Here is a 15,782-nt window from a genome sequence, read left to right on the forward strand (position 1 = left end):
CCATAGCTAGCGCGTCACAGTTAACGGCGCGTTAAAAGCCAGCCTTGAAACCGCGGTGCGGTAATATTTCTCGAGGGAAGAGGCGCGCCTCGGAGGGGCAGCAGCATCAAAAATGAAAATCGGGCCGCGCTGGTGGCGCGACCCGACAAAAATGCCTGAATTTCGCTGGGCGATCAGCCGCGGAAGAGCGACAGGATCTGCTGCGAGTTGCCGTTGGCGATCGACAGCGCCTGGATGCCGAGCTGCTGCTGCACCTGGAGGGCCTGCAGGCGGGTCGATTCCTTGTTCATGTCGGCGTCGACCAGAGCGCCGACGCCCTTGTCGATCGAGTCCGACAGGTTCGACAGGAAGCTCTGCTGGGTATCGATGCGCGACTTTGCGGCACCGAGCGAGGCGGCGCCGGTGGACAGCTTGCCGAGCGCCGTTTCAACGGTGCCGAGCGCGGTGTCGATGGCGGTGTCGGCGACGGCGGCGGAGCTCGGATCGAAGAAGGTCGTCGCAAGCAGACCGCCGACGATGCCGCCGGTGCCCGCCGTGTCGAGGACCTGCGTGTCGGCAGAGGCCACCTTGATGGTGTCGATGGTGACGGTCGAGCCGGTGCGGTTGTACGAAGCAACGATGTTCAGATCGGAAGCAGCCGTGCCGTCGTTCTGCAGCAGGTTCGAGCCGGCGAAGTTGGCGTTGGTGACCGACGACTTGATCTGATCCTGGATGGCCTTGATTTCGGTCGCGATCTTCTGCTGGTCTTCCTGGCTGGCGCCGCGGGCGGTAACCAGCTTGGTCTTGATCAGGTCCACCTGATCCTTGACGTCGTTGATGGCGGTGTAGGCTGTGTCGACCTTGCCGGCGCCGAGGCCGAGCGAGTCCTGAACGGCCGAGAGCGCCTTGTTGTCCGACTTCATCGAGGTGGCGATCGACCAGTAAGCGGCGTTGTCGCTCGCGGTGGCGACACGGTAACCGGTCGAAATGCGGGACTGGGTGGTCTCGAGCTGCTTGTTGGTGTTGTTCAAGCTCTGCAGCGCGGTCAGCGCAGCGGAATTGGTCATGATACTGGACATGATACTCGTACCTTGGTTTTTACACGGATTTTTTTGACATACCGGCTTGTCCGGTATGACGGTGCGGCATCATGCCAATGATCGCTGAGACCCGATCACCCGCCATCTGGAGCGGACTATGCGGGCAAGTTCCTACCAAACGGCTAAACTGGACGGTTAATCCAAAATAATTCGCGCGGGCTTTAGCAGCCGAAGCCTTAGCGCTTTGAATGCAGTCCTGGAGCCCGGTGGGCGGTCAGGTAAAGGATCGCACCAGGCTGCCGACCAGAAGGTTCCAGCCGTCGATCAGCACGAAAAACAGGATCTTGAACGGCAGGGAAACCACCGTCGGCGGCAGCATCATCATGCCCATCGCCATGGTCACGGTGGCGACGATGAGATCGATCACCAGGAACGGCAGCACGATCAGAAAACCGATCTCGAAGCCGCGCCTGATTTCCGAGATCATGAAGGCGGGCACCAGAATGCGCAGGTCCACGGTGTCGCGCGAGACGGTCTGGCCGCGCTCGCGGGCGAGATCGGCAAAAAGATCGAAATCCTTGTCGCGCACATTGTGCAGCATGAAGCTGCGGAACGGATCCGAGATCTTCTCGAACGCCTCGGCCTGGGTGATCTGGTTGTCCATCAGCGGTTTGACGCCCGTGTTCCAGGCCTGGTCGAAGGTCGGCGCCATGACATAGAAGGTCATGAACAGCGACAGCGAGATCAGGATCAGGTTGGCCGGGGTCGACTGCAGGCCGATGCCGGCGCGCAGAATCGAGAAGGCGATGACGAAGCGGGTGAAGCTCGTCACCATGATCAGCAGGCCCGGCGCCACCGAAAGCACGGTGAGCAGCCCGAACATCTGGATGAGATAACCGACCGTGGTGCCGTCGGCCTTGCCTATGCCGCCGAGATCGAGCTGCTGGGCCGCGGCGACAGAGGTGGTGACGACGATGAGCGCCGTGGCGATGAGGAACTTTCTCATTCGAGCAGCATCGTCCTGATGAGAACCTGTTTGACGTGGCCGCCGCTGCGCAGCGCCGCACGCTCGTCGAGATCGGCCTTGAGATGCTGGTAGCCGCTGGCGCCTTCGATCTGATGCATCTTCAGCGTGCGCACGAACGCCAGCAGGTCCTGATGGATCTGCTCGGTCATATCCTGCGGCTGCGGCGCGTCGTAGAGCACCGATGCCTCCAGCCTTATCCAGACTTCGCTGGGTGCGGCGAGATTGGTGGTGATCGGCGCCAGTTGGACCACCGTCGGTCCGGCGATCTGTTTGCCCACTTCGGCCGACTTCTCCGGGTTGCCGGCGTTCTCAGGTGCGGCAGGAACAGGCGCCGGGGCTTCTCCCTGCTTGAGATAGCCGCCCGAGAACCAGCCCATGCCGACGGCCGCCCCCGTCATGGCCAAGAGCATGGCGAGCTGGACCACAAGGGAAGGTCCCTTCTTGGACTGAGCCTGGTCGACGTTTGCCACGACAGCGATCTCCCCGCCTAGAAAGGAAGAACCTGGTCGAGGATCTGCTGACCGTAGGCCGGCTGCTGGACCTCGCTCACGCGGCCGCGTCCGCCATAGGAGATGCGTGCCTCGGCGATGCGCTCGTAGGGAATGGTGTTTTCGGCGCCGATATCGGAGGGACGGACCATGCCGGCGATGGTGAGGACCCGAAGTTCGTAATTGACGCGCACTTCCTGCGAGCCCCTGATCATCAGATTGCCGTTGGGCAGCACTTCGGTGACGACGGCGGCGACATTGAGCTCGAGATTCTCCGAGCGATTGATCTCGCCGTCGGCGTTGGTCTCGGTGCTGGAGCTCAAGCCGGCATCGCCCTTGCCGCTGGTGCTCTTGCCGTCCCAACCGAGCGTCACGTCGTAGCCGAGCTTGCGCGCGGCGGTGCGGCTGCGGTCGTTCTTGTTCTTGAAATTGGCCTTGTCGTTGAGCTTGATGTTGACGGTCAGGATATCGCCCTCGCGCAGCGCCCGCGGATCGGTGAAAAGCCTGCTCTGGCGATCATCCCAAAGCGAGAATTTCTTGACGGGTCTTGCCGGCGGCTCCGGATAGGAGTAGGGGGCAGCGCCGCCATTGCCGATGCCGGAGCCGACCGGTGAGAGCGCAGGCTCCCGGCCGACTTCCTTGAGATCGGTGCCGCAGCCGGACAGTGCCGCGACCGCGACAAGGACGAGCAATTTCAACTTCATGACGGATCAACCCTTCGCGCCGCGCTGGCCATGATGCCGGTGAGCGTCGCCGCCGCCTTCTGGTCCATTTCGTTGAGGATGACGCCGGCCTTGCGCGCATCGAGCTTCATCAGGATGGCCGCAGCGAGCTCGGCGTTGACCATTGCCAGGCGCTCGGCTGCGGCGTCTGGCTTCATGCCGGCATAGATCTTGACGACGCTCTCTTCGGCGCGCGCCAGGAATACCTCGCGTCGCTTCAGCCACTGCTCGTACTCGGCGCGTTTTGTCTCCAGCGCTTTCATGCGCTCGTCGATGCCTGCCTGGAGCTGCTTCAGCTCCTCGGCCTGCAACGCGTAGCGGCGGTCGCGAGCCGCATCGGCGATGTTGGAGCAGAAGCGCTGGATCTCGCTCTCGTCCGGCGCCTTCCCGCGCGCGAGCTCAGCCGGCTGGGCCGGGGCCTGTCCGCCGGGCAGCACCTGGCGGACTTCTTCCGCGCGACCCGGAGTGCCGCCCAGCAGCGCAGCGATCGCGACAGCGGCTAGCAGCTTCATGGTCGTATGAAGTCTCGGGCGACGATGCGGGTTTGAGGAGAAGAGCTCCATCATCGGCATGCCTATTGGAGAACCAGGTCGGCCTGCAGGGCGCCGGCCGACTTGATGCCTTGCAGGATGGCGATGATGCCGTCGGGCTTGACGCCGAGACGGTTGAGACCGGAGACGAGCGTTTCAAGGTCGGGGCCGTCGAGCACGGCGACGCGGGCATCGGGTCGCGAGGCCTCGATGGCGGTGAAGGGTTCGACCGCCGTCTCGCCCTTGGAGAAGGGCTCCGGCTGAACCACTTTCGGCGCCTCGGTGATGCGCACGGTGAGCGTGCCGTGGCTGATGGCGACGCGCGAGATCTTGACGTTGTTGCCGATGACGATGGTGCCGGTGCGCTCGTCGATGACGACCCGGGCAGGCGCATCCGACTCGACGACCAGATTTTCGATCTCGGCATAGAAGCGCGCGGCCGATACGTTCTTCGGCCGTCTGATCTGCACGGTGCGGGCATCGCGCTCGGCCGCAACGCGCATGCCGAAGCGCTGCGAGGTGTAGTCGTTGATGGCGTCCGCGATGCGGATGGCGGTCGAGAAATCGGAATTGCGCAATTGCAGCGTCAGCACGCCCTGGTCATCGAACTCGGCCGGCACCGAGCGCTCGACGATGGCGCCGTTCGGCACGCGGCCGGCGGTGGGCACGCCTTGCGTCAGTTGCTCTGCCTGGCCCTGGGCGGTGAAACCGCCCACGATCACCGAGCCCTGGCCGACGGCATAGATCTCGCCGTCCGCGGCCTTGAGCGGCGTCATCACCAGGGTGCCGCCGGCAAGCGAGGTGGCATCTCCCATCGAGGAGACGTCGATGTCGATGCGCGCGCCCGACTGGACGAAGGGCGGCATGTTGGCGGTGACGATGACGGCGGCGACGTTCTTGGCGCGCGCGCTGCCACCTTCGGTGGCGATGCCGATGTTCTCCAGCATGGCGCGGATCGACTGTTCGGTGAACGGCGAGTTGCGCAGGCTGTCGCCGGTTCCCGCCAGGCCGATGACCAGGCCGTAGCCGACGAGCTGGTTGTCGCGCGCGCTCTGTAACTGGGCAATGTCCTTGATGCGCGCGGCGACCTGGCCGGGCGGCAGCGTGCTCGGTCCCGTCGAGACGCGGAACATGCGGGTGGTGGTCGCCGGATCGTATTCCGGGTCGTCGTAGACGCCGCCATTTTTCTGCGCAAGTTCGCGCTTGGCCTTGGACGTGAGCCCATCCGCCAATGCGGGCTGAAGACCGATCGCGGCGCTCAGCAGAAGGGCAAAGACGCGCCTCACGATGCGCCGACCCGAATCGTGCCGTCGGCCATTACCGTGCCGGAAATGATCTTGCCGCTGTCGACATTGCGGATTTTGATGAGATCGCCGGCGGCGCCCGGCTGCAGCGTGACGCCGGCGGCGGAGATGGTCAGCGCTCCGGCGGTGAAATAGACCTCCACCGAGGCACCCTGCTCGACCAGCCAGGCATCGCGGATCGCGGCCGCCGGAATGTAGCGGCCGGGCACGAGGGTGCGCTTGGCGACCTTGCCCTGAAGTTCCTCGGAGCGCGTCGCCATTCCGTCCGGCTTGTGCTTGCCCGGGACAAGCGTCACCTGCTTCAGCGCCGCAAGTTCGATCGTCTCGCCGGGATAGATGACCCGGTTGGGGATCAGCACGGCTTCGCCGACCGCTTGATTGGCGGCGAGCTGGTTGGCCGACTCCCCGGATCGCAAGGGAGATGGGCCCGTCTCTTGCGCAAGTGCCGGCACGCCGACGACCACCAGCGCAAGGGCCAGCACGACGCGACGAAAAGCAGGGCAGGAAGCCGGCATGGCCATCGTCGGTTACCTGATGTTCTTTGAGACCACCGAGGCCATGTCGTCAGCGGCCTGGATGACCTTCGAGTTCATTTCATAGGCGCGCTGCGCCGAGATCAGCTCGGTGATTTCCTTGACCGGATCGACGTTGGAGGACTCCAGATAGCCCTGCTCGATGGTGGCGAAGCCCGGATCGCCTGGAACGCCGACATTGGCCGGGCCGGAGGCCGCCGTCTCCTGGAACAGATTGTCGCCGAGCGGCGCCAGGCCCGCCTCATTGGCGAAGTTGGCGATCTGAAGCTGGCCGAGAAGCTGAAGGTCGGTCTGGCCGTCGATACGGGCAAAGACCTGGCCGGTCTTGTTGACGATGACCTCGACCGCGTCGGTCGGCACGGTGATCGCCGGAATGACGGTGGCGCCGTCGGCGGTGACCAGCTGCCCGGTGGCATTGGTGTTGAAGGCGCCGGCGCGGGAGTAGAGCGTGCTGCCGTCGGCGCCCTCGATCTGGAACCAGCCGCGGCCGGTCAGCGCTAGGTCGAAGCTGTTGCCCGTGCTGGTCAGCTCGCCCTGTGTGTGGACGTTGCGCACGGCCGTCGTCTTGACGCCGAGGCCGATCGAAACGCCCTCGGGCACCAGCGAGGTGTTGGAGCGGTTGGGCACCCCTTGGGTGCGATCGACCTGATAGAGCAGGTCGGAGAATTCGGCGCGCGCCCGCTTGTAGCCGGTGGTGTTGATGTTGGCGATGTTGTTGGCGATGACTTCCAGATTGGTCTGCTGGGCGTTCATGCCGGTCGCGGCGATGGCAAGGGCTTTCATGACGCGGTCCTAGATACTCATGCGGCTGATTTCGAGATAGGCCGAGACGACCTTGTCGCGGATGGCGATCGTCGTCTGCAGGGCCTGCTGGGCGCTCAACACCGCATCGGCCACCTGGCGGGTGTCGGCGTCGCCCTTCAGCGCCTGGATCGACATCTGTTCGGCGTTCTGCAGCGTGTTGACGGTCTTGGTCGCAGCCTGGCCGAGAGCCTCCGCGAAGCTGCTGCCGACGCTTTCGCCTGCTTTGGTGCCGACGCCGCCCTGAAGCAGGCCCGGCGAGGCGGCCTCCGCGCCGTCGATTGCCGGTTTGAACTGTAGTGCCCCGATACCGCCGATCATTACTGGTTCCTCATCAGGTCGATGGTCATGGAAATCAGATCGCGAGCCTGCTTGATGACCTGCAGGTTGGCCTCATAGGAGCGGTTCGCCTCGCTCATGTCGGCCATTTCGACCAGCACGTTGACGTTGGGCATCTTCACGTACCCTTTTGCGTCGGCGGCCTCGTTGCCGGGCTGGAACTCGATCGGGAAGTCCGACGGGTCGCGCGCGATCGAGCTCACCTCGACCAGCGAACCACCGCTCGTCCGGTCGAGCTCGGACTGGAAACTGATCGTCTTGCGGCGATAGGGATCGGCGCCAGGCGTGTTGCCCGTCGATTGCGCATTGGCGAGGTTCTCCGACACCACGCGCAGACGCTCCGACTGGGCGCCAAGGCCGGATGCCGCGACTTTGAGGGCTGCGGTCAGGGCGTCCATGGTCAGCTCTTCACCACCATCGTCATCATCGAATGGAAGGCTTTGACGATCGCCGTGTTGAGCTCGAAGGAGCGGCGCACTTCGCCGGCCTTCATCAGCTCGTCCTCGAGCACCACCGTGTTCTTCGACGGCATTATCGAGCCCGTGACATCCTCCGGCTTGAGATTGAAGCCGGCATTGGTCCCCTCGGCGCCCAGATGGCCGGTCTGGGTGGCCGCCAGCGTCACCGCAGTCCGGTCGAGGACCTTTTCGAACGGTTCGACGTCGTTTGCCGTGTAGCCCGGCGTGTTGGCATTGGCGATGTTGGATGCGATCGCCGACTGGCGCACGGCCAGCCATTGCGACTGCCGGGTGGCGAGGTCAAAGAGGTTGACGGATTCCATGGGACTCTCCGGGCGAGTACGCACAAGACTAGGCCGCCAGTCTTGCGCGGACCTTGCGCGGAGCGAGCCCGCGGCCCGTTACGAGACCATCACCTGGAAAGCTGGATCACCTTGTTAGCATCGGTGACGATCACCCACTTGCCACCGCGCTGCTCGATCGCGGCGACGCGGCTGGAGTCCGGCAGGACGGAGCCGCGCTGGACGATCCACAGGCCGGTGTCGTCCTGGATCATCGCGCGGCCATTGGCGACATGCACCATCCTGAATTCCGCCGCGGCCGCAGGGAAGGGCTGGTCGCCAGGCGCCGGCGGGGGTTCGTCCTGCACCGTTCCGGTGGCCAGCAGGTCGATATCGGCGTTGGGAACGTCCTTGGCCGTCAGCGGTCCGCTGCGTTCGGCCGCGACGCCGCCGCCGTCGCGTCCCGAATTGCTGCCGCTGCCGCCGAACTTGATGGTCTGGACGCCGAACTGCTCCTGGTTGAAAAAGATATACCAGGGAAACAGCGCGCAGATCAGGCCGAGCGTGATGCCGAGCGCTGCCACGACGAAATCGCTGCGCCGGTCCGCTTTCCTGCTCGTGAGGCGGGGGAACTGGGCCGGCGGCGGCTGGGGCCACTCCACCTTTTTCGGGAACAGGCCGTTGATGAGCGAGTCGCGGCTGGCGTCGGCCTCCTCGGCGGCCCTCGCCTCGGCAATCATCTCACGCAGCATGCGCTCGGTCTGTTGCAGGTCAGTCTCCTTGATCGCCATTCTGCTTCCCCTTGAGATGGCGGGCGAGATCGGTGAACGGATCGGCCGATGCGCGGTCCCTCGGCGACTGCGTGAGCGCGTCGTAGATCAGCGGCACCTGGCGCACGGCGATGTCGAGCTCGGCGTCGGCGCCGCCCTGATAGGCGCCGAGCAGACGGATGTCGCGCGTGTCCTCGAAGCGCGCGATCATCGCTTTCAGCCTTGTCACCAGCATGCGCTGCTCCGCGCTCCAAGCCTTGTCGGCGAGACGTGAGATCGACGACAGCGGATTGACCGGCGGGTAGCGTCCCTGCTCGGCGATCGCGCGGTCGAGCACGACGTGGCCATCGAGGATGCCGCGCACCGAATCGGCCACTGGATCGTTGTGGTCGTCGCCGTCCACCAGCACCGAGATGATGGCGGTGATCGAGCCTTTGCCCTCGGCGCCTGGTCCGGCGCGCTCGAGCAGCTTCGGCAGATCGGTGAAGACCGATGCCGGGTAGCCGCGCGCGACCGGCGGCTCGCCGGTGCCCGTCGCCACCTCGCGCAGCGCATGGGCAAAGCGGGTGATCGAATCCAGCACCAGGAGCACGCGATGGCCCTGGTCGCGGAAATGCTCGGCCACACGCATGGCTGTGTCGGGCGCGCGCCGACGCATCATGGCGCTCTCGTCGCTGGTGGCGACGACCGCGACGGTCTTGGCCATGCTGTCGGCGCCGATCGTGTCCTCGAGGAATTCGCGCACCTCGCGGCCGCGCTCGCCGATCAGCGCCACGACCACCGTGTCGAAAGCCTCGGCGCCGGCGAGCATGGCAAGCAGCGTCGACTTGCCGACGCCGGAGCCGGCGAAAATGCCGAGCCGCTGGCCGAAGCAGAGCGGCGTGAAGATGTCGATCACCCGCACTCCGGTCAGGAAGCCGGTGTCGACCCGCTGCCGCGACATGGCGCCGGGCGTCAATGTGTCGGCGCTGCCGGCGGCATTCGGCCTGACCAGCGGCGGGCCGCCGTCGATGACGCGAGTCAAAGCGTCGATGGCGCGCCCGCGCCAGGAAACATCCGGCGCGACCGCGAGTGGGCCGCGCCGGAAAACGGTGTCGCCGATGCCGGCATCGGCGTGGCGCTCGAACGGCGCGACCACCACCTCGTCGCGGCCTATCCTGACGATCTCGCCGCGGCGCGTGCCGGTCTTGCCGCGCTGCTCGACGATGTCGCCGAGCCTGGCAATGTCCGAAAGGCCGCGCACCTTGTAGTGAGTGGGCGAGATCTCGACGACGCGGCCGCCGCGGCTGAGCAGCGTTTCCGGGTTGTCGAACCGCCGCCAGATGCGTTCGAGCGCGGCCAGCCGATCCGTGGGACCGGCGTCTGCAAGGTTCTCAGGCGCGCGGAGCAGGGACGAGCCGTTCGCCATCCCGTTACTTGTCGCCGAGCGTCTTGATCGCATCGTCGGTGGACGAAGCACTCTGCCGGATCAGCGCAGCCGTATTCTCGAAGGCGCGCTGCACCTGGATCAGCCGGGTCATCTCCAGCACCGGATTGACGTTGGATTCCTCGAGAAACCCTTGAGCTACGCCGACATCGGAGCGGTCGGTGACCGGTTCCGGGGTCCGCGCGGGAACGATGCCCGAATTGCCGTAGCGGACGAAATTGGCGCCGGGGTCGAAATCGTAGAGGCCGATGGCGCCGACGAGCTGGTCGTTTTGGCGTAGCGAGCCATCGGCGCCGGCCTTGGGCGGACCGTTGCGCGGATCGAGCTGGATCGGCGCGCCGCCGCTGTCCAGCACCGGGTAGCCTTCGATCGACATCAGCTCGCCGTTCTCGTTCATGGAGAAACGGCCGTCGCGGGTCATCACCGTGCCGGCCGGCGTCTCGATGGCGAACCAGGCGTCGCCTTGGATGGCGAAATCGAAAGGATTGCCGGTTTCGGTCAGCGAGCCGTGCGCGCTGGAAAGATAGGTCTTGCCGGAGGATGCGAAGGATACCGACTTCGGCCCGGTGCCGGAGACCACGTCCTCGAATTTCACGCCGGTGGCGCGAAAGCCGATGGTCGAAGCGTTGGCGACGTTGTCGGCGATGGTGTCGAGACGGCGTTCGAGCGCAATCTGCGAGGAGAGGGCGACGTAGAGACTGTCCTGCATGGTGTTCTCAGAACTTCAGCTTCTGCATGGCCATCATCAGATCGGTCGAGATGCCGACTGTCGTCGGTTGCGCGAACAGCACGCTGACCGAGGTCACGGCAGTGGTCGTCGGGTTGTTGATCTCCCACAGGCTGGTGAAGCGGGTAAGGAAGGTGTTCAGCTTGTCGGGATCCTTGAAGTCGGCGAGATCGAGCTTCTGCTCGAACATCTGCGCCTGCTTGTCGATGTCGGCGGAGGCGATGGAGTCGGGCAGGCCGAGAGCGGTGCGCACCACGCTCGAAAGGGCCGTGTCGGCGAGTACGTCATACCAGCTGTTGATGTCAGGCGCCTTACGCTGGAAATAGAGCGCCAGCCGCACGCCCTGATTGGTCTCGCCGGCATTCTCCTCCAGCGTCTGGCGCATGTATTTGTCGACCGCGCCTTGCTGGGCGGAAGGATAGAGCGTGGCGGTCGAGCCGTAAGCCGCAAAGTTGAACGCTTTGACGAAGTCGGCGTAACGCTTGTCGCTCAGCTTGTTGGCGAAGCTGTCGGAGTCGGACACGCCTTCCTTGAGCGCCTTGACCATGAAGGCCTTGGCATAGGCCATGTCTTCCAGCCCGTACGCCTTCATCGCGTAGTTGAACAGCCGAGTGTTATTGACGAAATCGTCGATGCTTTTGACGTTGCCGATATTGGCCAAATAGTAGTCGGTCTCACGCTTGACGACGGGCTGCGACTCGACCTGGTCGATTGCCTTTGGGATGTCCTTGGCGATGAGCTGATAGCTCGTATAGGTGTTCAACATCTGCGCCTCCGGCCGAAGCTTTCCGGGTGACGATAGCGATGCTTCCTTGTGCGAGGCTGAATCGGTTTCCGCATCGCGATTCAAGCCTCACACAAGGCACGAGGACTATCCCTGATCCCCGACGTGACATGCGGAAGGACCTGTCGTGGGTATTCTGATCGGACTTGTGGTGACGCTTGGCTGCGTGCTCGGTGGCTTCATGGCCATGGGTGGGCATCTGCATGTGCTGATCCAGCCTTGGGAAGCGGTGGTCATCTGCGGCGCAGCGCTCGGCACTTTCCTCGTCGCCAACCCGATGAAGACGGTCAAGGACACCGGCAAGGGCATTCTCGAGGCCTTCAAGCAGGCCGTGCCGAAGGAGCGCGACTATCTCGAAACGCTTGGCGTCCTGCACAGCTTGATGCGCGAGTTGCGATCGAAGTCGCGCAGCGAGGTCGAGGCGCATATCGACAATCCGGAAGAGTCGGCGATCTTCCAGGCGTTCCCGACCGTGCTCAAGAACCACGACCTGACGCATTTCATCTGCGACTATTGCCGCATCATCATCATCGGCAATGCGCGCTCGCACGAGATCGAGGCGCTCATGGATGAGGAGATCCAGACGATCCGCACCGACAAGCTGAAGGCCTATCACGCGATGGTCGCGGTCGGCGACGGCCTGCCGGCGCTCGGCATCGTCGCGGCCGTGCTCGGCGTTGTGAAGGCGATGGGCGCGCTCGACCAATCGCCGGAAATTCTCGGCGGGCTGATCGGTGCTGCGCTCGTCGGAACCTTCCTTGGCATCTTCCTGTCCTATGCCGTGGTCGGTCCGGTCGCCACCAAGATCAAGACGGTGCGCGAGAAGAAGAACCGCCTCTACATCATCGTCAAGCAGACGCTGCTCGCTTACATGAACGGCGCCTTGCCGCAGGTCGCGATCGAGTTCGGCCGCAAGACCATCTCGTCCTATGAGCGTCCTACTATCGATGCCGTCGAGCAGAGCACGATGAGCACCGGCACCGCCGAGAAGAAGGCGGCCTGAGCATGCAAAACTTCAGCCGGGGCCGTTTGGCGTCATGACCAGTCCGGCAAGTCCGTCGCAAACCCGGGCTCTCATCATCGAGCGTCTCGTCGGTGACAGCGGCGAGGCTGCGCAGGTGATCGGCGTCGGCCGCGGCATGGCCGAGCGCTCGCTGCCGCTGCTGCAGAAAGCCCTTGGAGAGCTTGGCGCGCCGGTCACCGTCGACCTGCAAGCCGTCGAGGTGGGGCGTGTCCCCGATGCGCGTATGCGCGCCGGCGAAACCTTCGCCATGACTATCGTTCCTTCGCCGACCTCGGCCGACGCCATGACGCTCGTCTTGGACGCGCCGGCGATCGCCGTCATGGTCCAGGCGCTGTTCGGCGGCGATCCGGACCAGCCGGTGGCGCCGATCGAGCGCGACCTGTCACAGATCGAGACCGACGTCGCCACCACCGTCTTCCAAGAGGTCGCGATGGCGCTGAACGGATCGGGCCGGCGTTCTCTCGAACTGCGCCAGCCTGTCCCGAGGGCGATGTCCGGCAACGAGGCGAAACGGCGCGTGCTGCGCGACGGGGCGGCGGTTCGCATCATCTATGGCATCTCGACGCCGACCGACACCGGCACGGTGACGGTGATGATCCCGCAGCGAATCCTTTTGGCGACCCGCGGCGCCACCGCCGATCACGGCGGCGACCAGACGACGGAATTCGACTGGCGAGCCCGCTTCTCGGAGGAAGTGATGCGCTCGGCCGTGCGGCTCGAGGCCACCATGCCGCTCGCCCGGCTGTCGCTTGGCGATCTCGCCGCCTTCCAGCCCGGACAGGTGATCGAGTTCGAGGAAGATGCGCAGCTGCAGGCAAAGCTCAGCGCGCGCGACAAGACGCTGTTTGTCTGCGAGTTCGGCAAGCTCGGACAGAACTACACGGTCCGCATCCGGCATCCCCACGATGGCGGGCAGGATTTCATCGACGGATTGGTGCCGGGCTGAGGCCTGGCTTGGGATTATTGGAGACGAGGCATGGCAAAGACCAACTTGGAAGCCGAACCCGAAGCCGACCAGCCGGACGAGCAGCTCGACCGCGCCATCGAGGAATTGCGCGGCGTGCTGCGGGAGGAGGAGAACCGCCCCGAAGCCGCCCTGCAGGCCGGCGCCAATTCCTCGATCATCATGACGATCCCGGTCGATGTGCAGATCATTCTGGGCAGCACCGAAATGCCGGTCTCGGAGCTGATGGCGCTGCAGAAGGGCTCGACGGTAGCGCTCAACCGCCGCATAGGCGAGCCGGTCGACGTGGTGGTCAACGGCCGCAGAATCGCGCGCGGCGAGATCACGGTGCTGGAACACGATCCGACGCGCTTCGGCATCAGGCTTACCGAAATCAACGCTGCTACCAAGAGCGCCTGAGCATGGACGGCGAGAGCATTCACCGGCAGCGGAGCCAGGCCCAATGACGTCGTTGACGCTGACGCGCCCGCAAAAGGCCGCCGCCATCCTGGTGGCGATGGGCAAGCCCTCGGCCAGCCGGCTGCTCAAATTCTTCAAGCAGGAGGAGCTGAAGGCGTTGATCGAGGGCGCGCGGCTGCTGCGAACCATTCCGCAAACCGATCTGGAGCGCATCGTTGCGGAATTCGAGGCCGAGTTCACCGAGGGCGCAGGCCTGCTGGATTCGGCGGACCGGATGGACACGATCCTCAACGAATCGCTGTCGCCGGAGGAAATGAGCGCCATCATGGGCGAGAAGAAGTTCGAGCCCGCTCCTGAGGGACCGCCGCCGATCTGGCCGGATCTGGAAAAGCTCGAGCCGACGCGCCTGGGCACCTTCCTCGCCGGCGAACACCCGCAAACGTCCGCCATGGTGCTGTCGAAGCTTGCGCCGCAGACCGCGGCCAATGTGCTGCTGACGATGGAAAAGCCGATACGCAGCCAGATCATCAAGCGCATGGTGACGATGGCCAACATTCCGGAAGCGGCAGCCAGGATCGTCGAGAACCAGTTGCGCGCCAGCGTGCTTTCGCAAAAAGCGACCAGGGACACCTCGGTGGGCCAGGAGCGCGTCGCCAGCGTGCTCAACGAGATGGCCAAGCCCGAGCTCGACGAACTCATGCAGGACCTGGAGGAAGCCGGCACGCCCGATCTGGCCGGGGTCAGGTCGCGGCTGTTTGCCTTCGACGACTTGCCGCTGCTCGCCCAGAAGGCGCGCGTGCTTCTGTTCGACGGACTGTCGACGGAGCTCGTCACACTGGCTTTGCGCGGCGCGCCGGCGGAGCTTATCGAATCCGTGCTGTCGGCGATCGGCGCACGCTCGCGCCGCATGATCGAATCCGAGCTCGGACAGGGATCGGAAGGTATCGCGCTGGCCGACATCATGGCGGCGCGAAAGACGATCGCCGTGGCGACCATTCGTCTCTCGCGGCAGGGAGCATTCGAGCTTCCCTCGATGCAGACCACTGCCGAAGCCGCCTGACGATAGTAATGCGGTCAGGGCATCATGGCTGAGGCGGTCGACAAGGATTCCAAAACCGAGGAAGCCACAGAAAAGAAGATCCGCGACACGATCGAGCAGGGCAAGCTGCCTCACTCGCGCGAGACGGCGATCTTTGCTTCCTTCCTCGCCATACTGGTGTTCAGCGTCTTTTACGCCAAGGACGCCATCGTCAATCTCGGCATGTTCCTCGCCATGTTCCTGGAAAAGCCGGAAGCTTGGCCGATGGACACCGAGACCGACGTCATCGAGCTCTACAAGACCGTGCTGTTCGAAATCGGTCGCGCCGTCGTCAGCCTGCTGGTGCTGCTGGTGGTCGCCGGCGTCGGCGCTTCGGTGTTCCAGAACATCCCGCAATTCGTCGGCGATCGGATCCGGCCGCAGCTGTCGCGCATTTCGATCGCCAAGGGCTGGAGCCGCCTGTTCGGCGTGCAGGGCTTTGTCGAATTCGCGAAGTCGCTGGCCAAGCTTGTCTTCGCCATCGCCGTGCTGGCCTTCACGCTGTCGGAAGATCACCGCAGGCTGCTCGCCGGCATGATCACCAACCCGGTGTCGTTCGGCATGGTCATCCGCGGCATCTTCGTCGACATATTAGTGGCGATCGTCTTCGTCATGGGGGTGATCGCGGTCGCCGACATCGTCTGGTCGCGCTTCCACTGGCGGCGCGACTTGCGCATGACCAAGCAGGAAGTGAAAGACGAGCTGAAGCAGTCGGAAGGCGATCCGATCGTGAAGTCGCGCCTGCGCTCGCTGGCGCGTGACCGGGCGCGGCGGCGCATGATGACGGCGGTGCCGCGCGCGACGCTCGTCATCGCCAATCCGACCCACTATTCCATCGCGCTGAAATATGTGCGCGAAGAGGACTCCGCTCCGCTGGTGCTCGCCAAGGGCCAGGATCTGGTGGCGCTGAAAATCCGCGAGATCGCGAGAGAGAACAACATTCCGATCTTCGAGGACGTGGCGCTTGCCCGCTCCATGTACAAGCAAGTTTCAGTTGATAGCGTGATCCCGTCGCAATTCTACCAGGCCGTCGCCGAATTGGTGCGGATCGTCTACTCGAAGAAGGCCGAGCGAAAAGTAACCCAATGATCGGACGCTGTTTCTATCC

General features: G+C 64.4%; 20 protein-coding genes. 5 read left to right on the forward strand and 15 right to left on the reverse strand.

What is annotated here, in order from left to right; genetic code table 11:
- Positions 1–173: 173 nt before the first annotated feature.
- From CK224_RS06285 to CK224_RS06355, 15 genes are all read right to left on the reverse strand, one after another.
- Positions 174–1,058 carry a flagellin gene (locus CK224_RS06285; protein ID WP_067002410.1) on the reverse strand — a complete coding sequence of 295 codons (885 nt, stop codon included), beginning with the start codon at positions 1,056–1,058 and terminating at the stop codon, positions 174–176.
- 235 nt (positions 1,059–1,293) lie between these two features.
- Positions 1,294–2,025 (reverse strand): flagellar type III secretion system pore protein FliP, encoded by a 732-nt coding sequence (gene fliP / locus CK224_RS06290; RefSeq protein ID WP_095777164.1) that lies wholly within the window; start codon positions 2,023–2,025, stop codon positions 1,294–1,296.
- Positions 2,022–2,516: a flagellar basal body-associated FliL family protein gene (locus CK224_RS06295; RefSeq protein ID WP_095781154.1), complete on the reverse strand. Its 495-nt coding sequence runs from the start codon at positions 2,514–2,516 to the stop codon at positions 2,022–2,024. Before CK224_RS06295 ends, fliP begins: the two co-directional genes overlap by 4 nt.
- Positions 2,517–2,533: 17 nt before the next feature.
- Complete coding sequence (gene flgH / locus CK224_RS06300; RefSeq protein ID WP_067002405.1) at positions 2,534–3,238, reverse strand: flagellar basal body L-ring protein FlgH; 705 nt, start codon at positions 3,236–3,238, stop codon at positions 2,534–2,536.
- Positions 3,235–3,768 carry a MotE family protein gene (locus CK224_RS06305; protein WP_095781155.1) on the reverse strand — a complete coding sequence of 178 codons (534 nt, stop codon included), beginning with the start codon at positions 3,766–3,768 and terminating at the stop codon, positions 3,235–3,237. The genes flgH and CK224_RS06305 overlap by 4 nt, the downstream gene beginning before the upstream one ends.
- Before the next feature lie 62 nt (positions 3,769–3,830).
- A complete protein-coding gene (locus tag CK224_RS06310) occupies positions 3,831–5,072 on the reverse strand; it encodes a flagellar basal body P-ring protein FlgI (protein WP_095781156.1) in 1,242 nt (413 codons plus the stop codon).
- Positions 5,069–5,611, reverse strand: a complete 543-nt coding sequence (flgA, locus tag CK224_RS06315; RefSeq protein WP_067002399.1) for a flagellar basal body P-ring formation chaperone FlgA — start codon at positions 5,609–5,611, stop codon at positions 5,069–5,071. Before flgA ends, CK224_RS06310 begins: the two co-directional genes overlap by 4 nt.
- Positions 5,612–5,617: 6 nt before the next feature.
- On the reverse strand, positions 5,618–6,406 hold the full coding sequence (gene flgG / locus CK224_RS06320) for a flagellar basal-body rod protein FlgG (protein WP_067002397.1): 789 nt from the start codon (positions 6,404–6,406) through the stop codon (positions 5,618–5,620).
- 9 nt (positions 6,407–6,415) lie between these two features.
- On the reverse strand, positions 6,416–6,745 hold the full coding sequence (locus tag CK224_RS06325; protein ID WP_095781157.1) for a flagellar hook-basal body complex protein FliE: 330 nt from the start codon (positions 6,743–6,745) through the stop codon (positions 6,416–6,418).
- Positions 6,745–7,161 (reverse strand): flagellar basal body rod protein FlgC, encoded by a 417-nt coding sequence (gene flgC, locus CK224_RS06330; RefSeq protein ID WP_067326083.1) that lies wholly within the window; start codon positions 7,159–7,161, stop codon positions 6,745–6,747. Before flgC ends, CK224_RS06325 begins: the two co-directional genes overlap by 1 nt.
- Before the next feature lie 2 nt (positions 7,162–7,163).
- On the reverse strand, positions 7,164–7,544 hold the full coding sequence (flgB, locus tag CK224_RS06335; protein WP_067002392.1) for a flagellar basal body rod protein FlgB: 381 nt from the start codon (positions 7,542–7,544) through the stop codon (positions 7,164–7,166).
- 89 nt (positions 7,545–7,633) lie between these two features.
- Positions 7,634–8,293 carry a hypothetical protein gene (locus tag CK224_RS06340; protein ID WP_095781158.1) on the reverse strand — a complete coding sequence of 220 codons (660 nt, stop codon included), beginning with the start codon at positions 8,291–8,293 and terminating at the stop codon, positions 7,634–7,636.
- Positions 8,274–9,680, reverse strand: coding sequence for a flagellar protein export ATPase FliI (fliI, locus tag CK224_RS06345; protein ID WP_095781159.1), 1,407 nt, complete (start codon positions 9,678–9,680; stop codon positions 8,274–8,276). The genes CK224_RS06340 and fliI overlap by 20 nt, the downstream gene beginning before the upstream one ends.
- A 4-nt stretch (positions 9,681–9,684) precedes the next feature.
- Complete coding sequence (flgF, locus tag CK224_RS06350) at positions 9,685–10,407, reverse strand: flagellar basal-body rod protein FlgF (RefSeq protein ID WP_067002386.1); 723 nt, start codon at positions 10,405–10,407, stop codon at positions 9,685–9,687.
- 7 nt (positions 10,408–10,414) lie between these two features.
- Positions 10,415–11,191 carry a DUF1217 domain-containing protein gene (locus tag CK224_RS06355; RefSeq protein ID WP_095781160.1) on the reverse strand — a complete coding sequence of 259 codons (777 nt, stop codon included), beginning with the start codon at positions 11,189–11,191 and terminating at the stop codon, positions 10,415–10,417.
- Positions 11,192–11,336: 145 nt separating this feature from the next.
- Between CK224_RS06355 and motA the strand changes: the two genes are divergently transcribed.
- The 5 genes from motA to flhB are packed head-to-tail and all read left to right on the forward strand — an operon-like array spanning position 11,337 to position 15,763.
- Complete coding sequence (gene motA / locus CK224_RS06360) at positions 11,337–12,212, forward strand: flagellar motor stator protein MotA (protein ID WP_095781161.1); 876 nt, start codon at positions 11,337–11,339, stop codon at positions 12,210–12,212.
- A gap of 34 nt (positions 12,213–12,246) precedes the next feature.
- The gene (locus tag CK224_RS06365) at positions 12,247–13,179 is read left to right on the forward strand and encodes a FliM/FliN family flagellar motor switch protein (RefSeq protein ID WP_095781162.1); all 933 of its coding nucleotides are present in this window, start codon (positions 12,247–12,249) and stop codon (positions 13,177–13,179) included.
- A gap of 30 nt (positions 13,180–13,209) precedes the next feature.
- Positions 13,210–13,596, forward strand: a complete 387-nt coding sequence (fliN, locus tag CK224_RS06370) for a flagellar motor switch protein FliN (RefSeq protein ID WP_095781163.1) — start codon at positions 13,210–13,212, stop codon at positions 13,594–13,596.
- Positions 13,597–13,639: 43 nt separating this feature from the next.
- Positions 13,640–14,656: a flagellar motor switch protein FliG gene (locus CK224_RS06375; RefSeq protein WP_095781164.1), complete on the forward strand. Its 1,017-nt coding sequence runs from the start codon at positions 13,640–13,642 to the stop codon at positions 14,654–14,656.
- Between the two features lie 24 nt (positions 14,657–14,680).
- Positions 14,681–15,763 (forward strand): flagellar biosynthesis protein FlhB, encoded by a 1,083-nt coding sequence (flhB, locus tag CK224_RS06380; RefSeq protein WP_095777175.1) that lies wholly within the window; start codon positions 14,681–14,683, stop codon positions 15,761–15,763.
- Positions 15,764–15,782: the final 19 nt, after the last annotated feature.

This window comes from Mesorhizobium sp. WSM3862 (assembly GCF_002294985.1).
Classification (GTDB): Bacteria; Pseudomonadota; Alphaproteobacteria; order Rhizobiales; family Rhizobiaceae; genus Mesorhizobium.